Below are 7,767 nucleotides of genomic sequence, written 5' to 3'. Positions count from 1 at the left end.
TAACTGTGCAGAGTTCATAGGTGCATTGCCTTTTTCAAACAGATACTTTTTAGGAGACCTTCTTCTTATATATAAGTGAATGAGTTCTTGTAAACTATCTAACAAAGGCAATTCTCTTACTTTATTGCCTTTACCATGGATTTGGATCCATTCCTCTTTGATATCCCCAAGTTTAAGCATACTCAATTCAGATATACGCAACCCCAATCCATAAAGCATAGATATAAGCAATTTCTCTTCCAAATTTGCTTTACTCAACACCTCATCAATGTATTTCTCTTCAATAGGCTTAGGGAGGCTCTGAGGTACCTTAATAGACTCATCTCCAATCAATTTCAAACGCATATGGCACTGATCTTCCAGATACTTTATAAAAGAACGCACTGCAGAGAGTTTTTTTACGATGGTTTTTTTATGATTTTTAACTATTTTAAAACGAAAAGGGGTAATATCAAGTATGGTAGTGCCATCTTCTTCATAAACATGGCTGGCTTCAAGCATTTGTCTAAGTGCTATCTCATAAGTAGTAATGGAAGTTTCAGAGTAACCTCTGACATCCAATAGATAGTCAAGGAATGCTTCTGAATAATTTTGAAATTTTTCTTTCATATGCATCTCCTGCAGGATCGGTAAACAGACCCTACACTATGGTATGTTTCATCATCTTTTCATGTAGATAAACTTTTGCCTCATCAAGATCCATCCCTTCCAAAGAGAGACTTTCTATATAAAAGTCTATTTTACTAAACGGTTTAGGAATCACAAATTTATCCCAACTCTTCAGTTGCCAATAGTTGCTACATGTAAAATTGATCATACATACTGGCTTTTTCCCTTTAACTGCAAGTCCCACTGCACCATCATACATATGATGTCTCGGCCCTCTTGGTCCATCAGGTGTGATCAATAATTCTCTACCCTCTTTCATTGCACGAAATGCTTTTAAAAAGACTTCTTTTGCACCTTTTCTTCCAGAACCCCGTATCGAATCTATCTTTAAAAAAGCATACACCTTGGCAATCAATTCACCATCAAAATGATGAGAGATCATTGCAGATGCATACTGTGTTTTATGAAGATATCGATACGCTTGAGGAGACATAAAGAGTTCACCATGCCAACATACATAAATATGTTGTTCCTGAGTGAAGTCTCCCTCTATATGGAAAGATTTTCTACTTGTATACCATAAAATTCTCATGATCATATACCCTAAAGGAGGGACGATGGTCAGAAGTATTTTTTGTGAAAAAGATTTCATATTTTCTTAAACAAGCATTCCATCAAGCGCACCTCTGGATGTTTTAATCACTTTAACATCTACTATTTTACCCAAAAGCTCTTCACTCCCTTGCACAAAAAAGAGTTTACCGTCATCTGAGCGTCCTGAGACTCTTCCATTTGCTTTGAGTTCATCAAAATATACTTTATGTATCGTGCCTAACTGGGCATCCATTATCTCATCCAGAATTTCAGTATGTCTTGCCTGAAGACGGGTTAACCTTGCACCTGAGATATCATTGTCTATTTGATTATCAAACGCCGCTGCTTCTGTATGTGGACGAGGAGAGTATTTAAAAGAAAACATCTGTTCAAAACGTACCTTTTCAAGCACATCCATCGTATCTTCAAAGTCTGCATCACTTTCACCTGGAAAACCGACAATCACATCTGTAGAGATCGTTGCTTCAGGGCAAAGTGTACGTATCTTTTCGCAGCGATTGATGAAATTCTCTTTGGTATAACCTCTCTTCATCTCTTTAAGCAGTGAAGTTGAACCACTTTGCAAAGGCACATGTATCTGTTTACATATCTTAGGATTGGAAGCGAACTCTTGAATGAATGCATCATCCATATGTAAAGGGTGGGGAGATGTGAATCGTATACGCTCTAAACCTTCTATTTTAGAGATTTTTTGTAACAACTGCGTAAAGTCACACTGTTCTTCTGAACTACCAAAACGTCTTCCATAATTGTTTACATTCTGTCCAAGAAGCATCACTTCTTTTGCTCCTGTAGCCACAGCTTTTTTTATCTCTTGCACAATGAGATCAGAAGGGATAGATATCTCATCTCCACGTGTTGCAGGTACGATGCAGAAAGTACAGGATTTATCACACCCTATAGATATATTGACCATCGCCTTAAAAGGATTGCTTCTGTACTCACCAAAAGCATAGGTACTCTCATCAAAGTCTGTACTCACTTCTACTGCATGTTTTTTATTGACCACTTCAGTGATCTTAGATACATTTCTTGCCCCCAGTACAAAATCTACAGAAGGCGCACGCTTTATAATCTCATCACCTAAGTGGGATGCTGTACACCCTGTAACACCTATTTTGGCAGAGGGTTTTTTATGTTTGTTAAATACACCGATCTCTGAAAAGAGTTTTGCCACAGGCTTTTCTCTTACAGAACAGGTATTAATGATGATCAGATCAGCATCCTCTAAATTTTCAGTGATTTCGTAGGGTTCTTGTTGGTTCAATTCTGCGATCATATGTTCACTATCACGAACATTCATCGCACAACCAAGTGTTTCTATAAATAATTTTTTACTCAATGATTTGTCTTTCTAGTAGAAGATTTTTTGGGTTTTCCCCAAAAAACCATGTTGACACAAAGTCAACTTTAGCCATTCGCTCAAGCGATAAGTCGCCTTAGTTTTAAGCGATGATATGCACTTCATAGATGTATTCATTCTCATCTAAACCATATTTAACTTCCCTCATGTAAACAGAAAAGCCTTTTTCTTCAAAATATTCGATTAACTCTTTAAGCTCTTTATGCGAGTTGTCTTTATCAAAATAAAATATAGACTTGTTCGCTAGCTCTTCTTCTAATTTTTTCAACTCAATCGTTTTTGGTTTCGCTTTAAGTGTTGTTCTAGCAAGTTTTAATTTCATCTATCTTTACCTTTTAAATTGTCTTATTTATTCTTAATATTAATGCGATAATTATACTTTATTTTCAGTAAAGCTTTGGTTAGCTATAATACTCAACTTCAAAAACAACACCCCCCAAGACGTTATTGACACTGTTATGTTACCTCTTGTAGCGGTATATTGTATTGATTATCAAAAAAAACCAATGGTTAGGAAATAATTATGGAAAAAATATTAGACATTATAGACGCAATTGCGCATGAAAAAAACATCTCTAAAGAGCATGCTATGGAAGCATTTAAAGAAGCTTTGATCAATACTGCAAAAAAACTGACAAGCTTCACAAGTACATTTGAAGTAATCATTAACAGTGATACAAAAACATACTCAGTATATAAAGTCATTACTGTCGTAGCCGATAATGATGAACAACTTTATGTAGAAATAGGGAAAGAAGGGAACAAACAAAAAATAGAATCAGACAGCTTTATCTCTCTTTCTGAGGCAAAAGAGTTTGATGACTCTTTAGAGCTTGGAGATCAACTCAAAGAAGAGTTTGTCCTCGAAGACCACGGTCGTACTGCTTCAGCAAATCTTTTTAGAGAGCTTGAATACCATATACAAAGACGCGTTGAACAAGATCTTTTTGAAAAATATAGAGAAAAAGTCGGTTCGGTAATGTTAGGTACAGTAAACCGTATCGATTCAGAAGACAATACACATGTCGAGATCGGTGAGCTTAAAGGTATTATGTCACTTAGAAATCGTATCAAAGGTGAGAAGTTTAAACGTGGAGACTCTATCCGTGCACTTCTCAGATACGTCAGTGTTGACCCTGAATACGGTCTTTTCCTCGAACTGACAAGAACGTCACCTAAGTTTCTAGAAGCACTTATGGCATCTGAAGTACCAGAGATCGATGATGGCGTAGTAGAGATCGTAGCTGCAGCAAGAATCCCGGGAGAACGTGCAAAAATAGCCCTTAAGACAGAACAGATGAATGTTGATCCTATTGGTGCAGCTGTTGGTGTCAAAGGTGTACGTATCAATGCTGTAAGTGAAGAGCTTAATGGTGAAAATATTGACTGTATCGAATATTCACCTATCCCTGAAGTTTTCATCACACGTGCATTAAGTCCTGCAATTTCACAAAGTATCAAAGTAGATGCTGATGCTAAAAAAGCCGTTGTTAACATTACAAGTGATCAAAAAGCAAAAGCGATCGGTAAATCTGGAATTAATATCCGTCTAGCCTCTATGCTTACAGGATATACGATAGAACTGAACGAAATTGAAGGGATAACAGAAAGACAAGTTGATAGTTCAGAAACTACTGAAGTAGCGAAAACGACTGATACTTCAGCATTGGCAGATCTATTTAAATAGAATCCCTATACGTCATCCTCGGGCTTGATCCGAGGATAACAATATAAGACTATGATAAGATCATTTCAGCAAAACTTTCTGCATCCAACGAGGCAGACCCAACCAAAACACCATCTACACCACGAATATCCGTAATCTCTTTAATGTTAGCTGATTTAACACTACCCCCATAGAGTAGTGGTTTTTGTACGGTTTTTTTCAAAGATTCATGGGTAGAAGCTATCTCTTCTACTGTAGCAGATCTTCCTGTCCCTATAGCCCAAATAGGTTCATAGGCAATAATGAGATTTTCATAGGTAATATCAATACCGTCAAACTGTGCAAGAAGATACTCCATCACAGCCTCATCCCCCTCTTCTCTTATCTCAAGAGGTTCACCGATGCAGTAAAGAATCTCATATCCCTGTTCTTTAAAAAATGCAAATTTTTGTGCGATTTTGTCTTGAGACTCACCTAAATGTTCCCGTCTTTCACTGTGTCCGATAAGTATCGTTTTAATGCCAAACTCTTCAAGCTGTTCTGTACCTATCTCACCGGTAAACGCGCCATTTTGTGTAGGATACGCGTTTTGTACACCGATAGTAAAATCACCCTCATACTTATCTAAAGCCGTTGCAGGAGGAAAAATATAGACTTGATCTTCAGATTTTTTTGCAAGCAATTTTTCTTTCAATGCTTCAATATATTTTTTTGTTGATGCTCTGGTATGATTTGTTTTAAAGTTTGCTGCAAAAATCATGAAAATCCTTTTTTATTTTTCAATGCGAACAATCGCATGAGCCTGCTGTTGAAGCGGTCTTAGCGACAGCGCAGTTTTTAGAGCTTTGCTCTAAATGCGTCCTAACAAATAGCAGGCTGCAAAAATCAATAAAAATCCTTCTACTTAAGTGCTTCTAGACCCGGCAAAGCAATACCTTCTATCAGCTTTAAACTTGCTCCACCGCCTGTACTTACAAAAGTCATCTCATCTGCATCACCGGCACGTTGTGTCACATCTGCAGTATCTCCACCACCAACGATAGTCGTTGCATGCGTTTGTGCAATGTTGTTTGACATCGCTAGACTTCCTTTTGAATATCTGTCCATCTCATACACACCCATAGGCCCATTCCATATGATCGTTTGCGCATCATTCAGTGCTTCACGGAAAAGTCTTGAGGATGCAGGTCCAATGTCAAGTCCCATCCAACCTACAGGGATCTCTTGTATAGGAAGAAATTTCACTGTAGTGTTTTCTGAAAACTCGGGTGCAGCTACCACATCCACAGGTAAGTAGAATTTTACACCCAATTCTTTAGCTTTGATCATAATATCTTTTGCTTCATCCAATAGATCATCTTCAACCAATGAAGTACCTACTTCATACCCCTGTGCTTTAAGAAAAGTAAATGCCATACCGCCACCAATGATGACCTTGTCTACTTTATTTACAAGGTTTGTCAATGCTTGAAGCTTGCCAGATACTTTAGAACCTCCAACTACGGCAACAAATGGGCGAACAGGGTTTTCAAGTACTTTGGTAAAGAAGTTTATCTCTTTGCTCATAAGGAAACCTGCTGCTTTGTGATCTGAATCAAAGAACTTTGTTATCGCATCAATAGAAGCATGTTTTCTATGGCAAGCACCGAAAGCATCGTTGATATAGAAATCTGCAAAACTTGCTAACTTCTCTGCAAATGCCATATCATTTTCAGTTTCCCCTGCTTCATAACGGAGATTCTCAAGTAAAAGTACATCACCTTCTTCAAGCGCTGCTGCTTTTGCTTTAGCATCTTCACCTACAACATCCTGAGCCATAAAAATATCTCTTTTAATCTTCAATAGAGTATGTAGTCTTTTCGCTACAGGCATAAGTGAATATTTCTCTTCATATTTACCTGGTTCCGGTCTTTCATAGTGTGAAGCAAGAATGATTTTACAATCTCTGTCTATACAATAACGGATCGTCTGTAATGCAGAACGGATACGTCTATCATCTGTAATGTTCCCAAACTCATCTTTAGGTACATTAAAATCACATCTTATAAAAACTCTTTTACCATCAATCTTTAAATCTTTTAATGTTTTCATGTGTTCCCTGTCTTACTTTTTACTTATGTGGACTGCCATATCTACTAAACGACAAGAGTATCCCCACTCATTGTCATACCAAGAGAGTACTTTTACCATGTTGTCACCTATGACTTGAATCGTATCAAGTGGAACCACTGTACTTAGCTCTTCACCTACAAAGTCTTGTGAAACTCTATACTCTTCATCAACACCTAAAATACCTTTGTGTGAACCTTCACTGGCCGTTTTAAATGCAGCTTGTATCTCTTCAATTGTCACGTTTGTATTTAGTGTTACGGTCAAATCGACCATAGACACATCTGGTGTTGGTACTCTTATCGCCTGTCCGTTTATCTTACCTGTAAGATTTGGAAGCACTTTAGAGATAGCTTTTGCTGCCCCTGTAGTAGTTGGTACCAAGTTCACTGCACCTGAACGCCCTTTTCTCGGATCTTTTTTATGCTTTGCATCTAAGATAGGCTGCGAAGAGGTATATGAATGGATCGTAGTCATCAAGCCTTTATCTATACCAAATGCATCATCCAAAACTTTTGCTACAGGTGCCAGTCCATTGGTCGTGCAGCTTGCATTTGAAACGATAGCTTCACCTGCGTAATCATCTGCATTTGCTCCAAGTACGAATGTTGCCGTATCATCTTTAGCCGGTGCAGAAAAAAGCACTTTCTTTACGCCATTGTCTAAGTAAGGCTGTACGCTCTCCGCCGTTAAAAATGCACCTGTACACTCCAACACAAGCTCTGCACCACAAGATGCAAAGTCTATCTTAGAGAGATCACGCTCAGCAAAGATCTTCGCCTTGGTTTCACCAATATTAAGATATCCATCTGCTACGGTAACATCGTTACGTCTGCCATGGACAGAGTCATATTTAAGGTTATACTGAAGCATCTCTTCAGTTCCCGAAGCATTCACTGCAACAAGCTCAATATCATCTCTATCTGCAATAATTCGCGCCACACATCTACCGATTCTACCAAGTCCGTTAATTGCTACTTTTACAGCCATACTTTGCCCTTATGATTATTATGCTAAAATTACGCAATTTTACAGTAAATGAGGTTAGTATTTGGTTAATCATCAAAAGCCTACTATAGCTATCTTTGGAGGGAGTTTTGACCCTCCGCACAAAGGGCATCAACTTATCGTTGAACAAGCTATAGAAAACTTGCAAATTGATAAACTGCTTGTAGTACCTGCTTACCTAAACCCTTTTAAATCATCTACTTTGGCAGATGCCTCTACACGACTATCATGGTGTCATACCCTATTTGACTCTATTGACCGTGTGGAAGTAGTTGATTATGAGATAAAAGAAGGCAAAAGTACAGTAACCTCACAAAGTGTAAAACATTTTAACCAGGCATACAATGTCAAGTATCTGATCATAGGATCTGACAATCTGTCAACATTGACAAAATGG

At 37.9% G+C, this 7,767-nt stretch carries 9 protein-coding genes; 2 read left to right on the top strand and 7 right to left on the bottom strand.

All coding sequences use genetic code 11. The annotated features are described in order from the left end of the window. From ABZC96_RS06565 to ABZC96_RS06550, 4 genes are all read right to left on the bottom strand, one after another. The coding region (locus ABZC96_RS06565) for a tyrosine-type recombinase/integrase (RefSeq protein ID WP_373029931.1) at window positions 1-609 on the bottom strand (609 nt) is incomplete at its 3' end. A 31-nt stretch (window positions 610-640) separates the two neighbouring features. Next, the gene (locus ABZC96_RS06560; RefSeq protein ID WP_373029930.1) at window positions 641-1,201 is read right to left on the bottom strand and encodes a lysophospholipid acyltransferase family protein; all 561 of its coding nucleotides are present in this window, start codon (window positions 1,199-1,201) and stop codon (window positions 641-643) included. A 66-nt stretch (window positions 1,202-1,267) separates the two neighbouring features. After that, on the bottom strand, window positions 1,268-2,566 hold the full coding sequence (gene miaB, locus ABZC96_RS06555; RefSeq protein ID WP_373029929.1) for a tRNA (N6-isopentenyl adenosine(37)-C2)-methylthiotransferase MiaB: 1,299 nt from the start codon (window positions 2,564-2,566) through the stop codon (window positions 1,268-1,270). 103 nt (window positions 2,567-2,669) lie between these two features. Next, window positions 2,670-2,909: an HP0268 family nuclease gene (locus tag ABZC96_RS06550; protein ID WP_373029927.1), complete on the bottom strand. Its 240-nt coding sequence runs from the start codon at window positions 2,907-2,909 to the stop codon at window positions 2,670-2,672. Window positions 2,910-3,110: 201 nt separating this feature from the next. On the opposite strand from ABZC96_RS06550, the gene nusA reads away from it, so the two are divergent. Next, on the top strand, window positions 3,111-4,274 hold the full coding sequence (gene nusA / locus ABZC96_RS06545; protein WP_373029925.1) for a transcription termination factor NusA: 1,164 nt from the start codon (window positions 3,111-3,113) through the stop codon (window positions 4,272-4,274). Window positions 4,275-4,323: 49 nt separating this feature from the next. Here nusA and ABZC96_RS06540 read toward each other — a convergent pair whose 3' ends face one another. The 3 genes from ABZC96_RS06540 to gap all read right to left on the bottom strand — a co-directional run bounded on the left by ABZC96_RS06540 (window position 4,324) and on the right by gap (window position 7,352). Further along, a complete protein-coding gene (locus tag ABZC96_RS06540) occupies window positions 4,324-5,013 on the bottom strand; it encodes a triose-phosphate isomerase (protein ID WP_373029924.1) in 690 nt (229 codons plus the stop codon). A 140-nt stretch (window positions 5,014-5,153) separates the two neighbouring features. Beyond that, window positions 5,154-6,344: a phosphoglycerate kinase gene (gene pgk / locus ABZC96_RS06535; protein ID WP_373029922.1), complete on the bottom strand. Its 1,191-nt coding sequence runs from the start codon at window positions 6,342-6,344 to the stop codon at window positions 5,154-5,156. A gap of 12 nt (window positions 6,345-6,356) precedes the next feature. Continuing rightward, complete coding sequence (gene gap / locus ABZC96_RS06530; protein WP_373029921.1) at window positions 6,357-7,352, bottom strand: type I glyceraldehyde-3-phosphate dehydrogenase; 996 nt, start codon at window positions 7,350-7,352, stop codon at window positions 6,357-6,359. A 61-nt stretch (window positions 7,353-7,413) separates the two neighbouring features. Here gap and ABZC96_RS06525 point away from each other — a divergent pair. Beyond that, window positions 7,414-7,767: nicotinate-nicotinamide nucleotide adenylyltransferase (locus ABZC96_RS06525; protein WP_373029920.1), on the top strand; the 354-nt coding region annotated here is incomplete at its 3' end.

It is taken from the genome of Sulfurovum sp., assembly GCF_041551015.1.
Taxonomy (GTDB): Bacteria; Campylobacterota; Campylobacteria; order Campylobacterales; family Sulfurovaceae; genus Sulfurovum.
Note: the sequence above shows the minus strand (reverse complement) of the source record. Positions and strands in the feature narration are given on the sequence as shown.

Coding starts and splice junctions, on each gene's coding strand:
- nusA (WP_373029925.1), top strand. CDS start 3,111: ATGGAAAAAATATTAGACATTATAGACGCAATTGCGCATGAAAAAAAC.
- pgk (WP_373029922.1), bottom strand. CDS start 6,344: ATGAAAACATTAAAAGATTTAAAGATTGATGGTAAAAGAGTTTTTATA.
- ABZC96_RS06560 (WP_373029930.1), bottom strand. CDS start 1,201: ATGAGAATTTTATGGTATACAAGTAGAAAATCTTTCCATATAGAGGGA.
- ABZC96_RS06550 (WP_373029927.1), bottom strand. CDS start 2,909: ATGAAATTAAAACTTGCTAGAACAACACTTAAAGCGAAACCAAAAACG.
- ABZC96_RS06540 (WP_373029924.1), bottom strand. CDS start 5,013: ATGATTTTTGCAGCAAACTTTAAAACAAATCATACCAGAGCATCAACA.
- gap (WP_373029921.1), bottom strand. CDS start 7,352: ATGGCTGTAAAAGTAGCAATTAACGGACTTGGTAGAATCGGTAGATGT.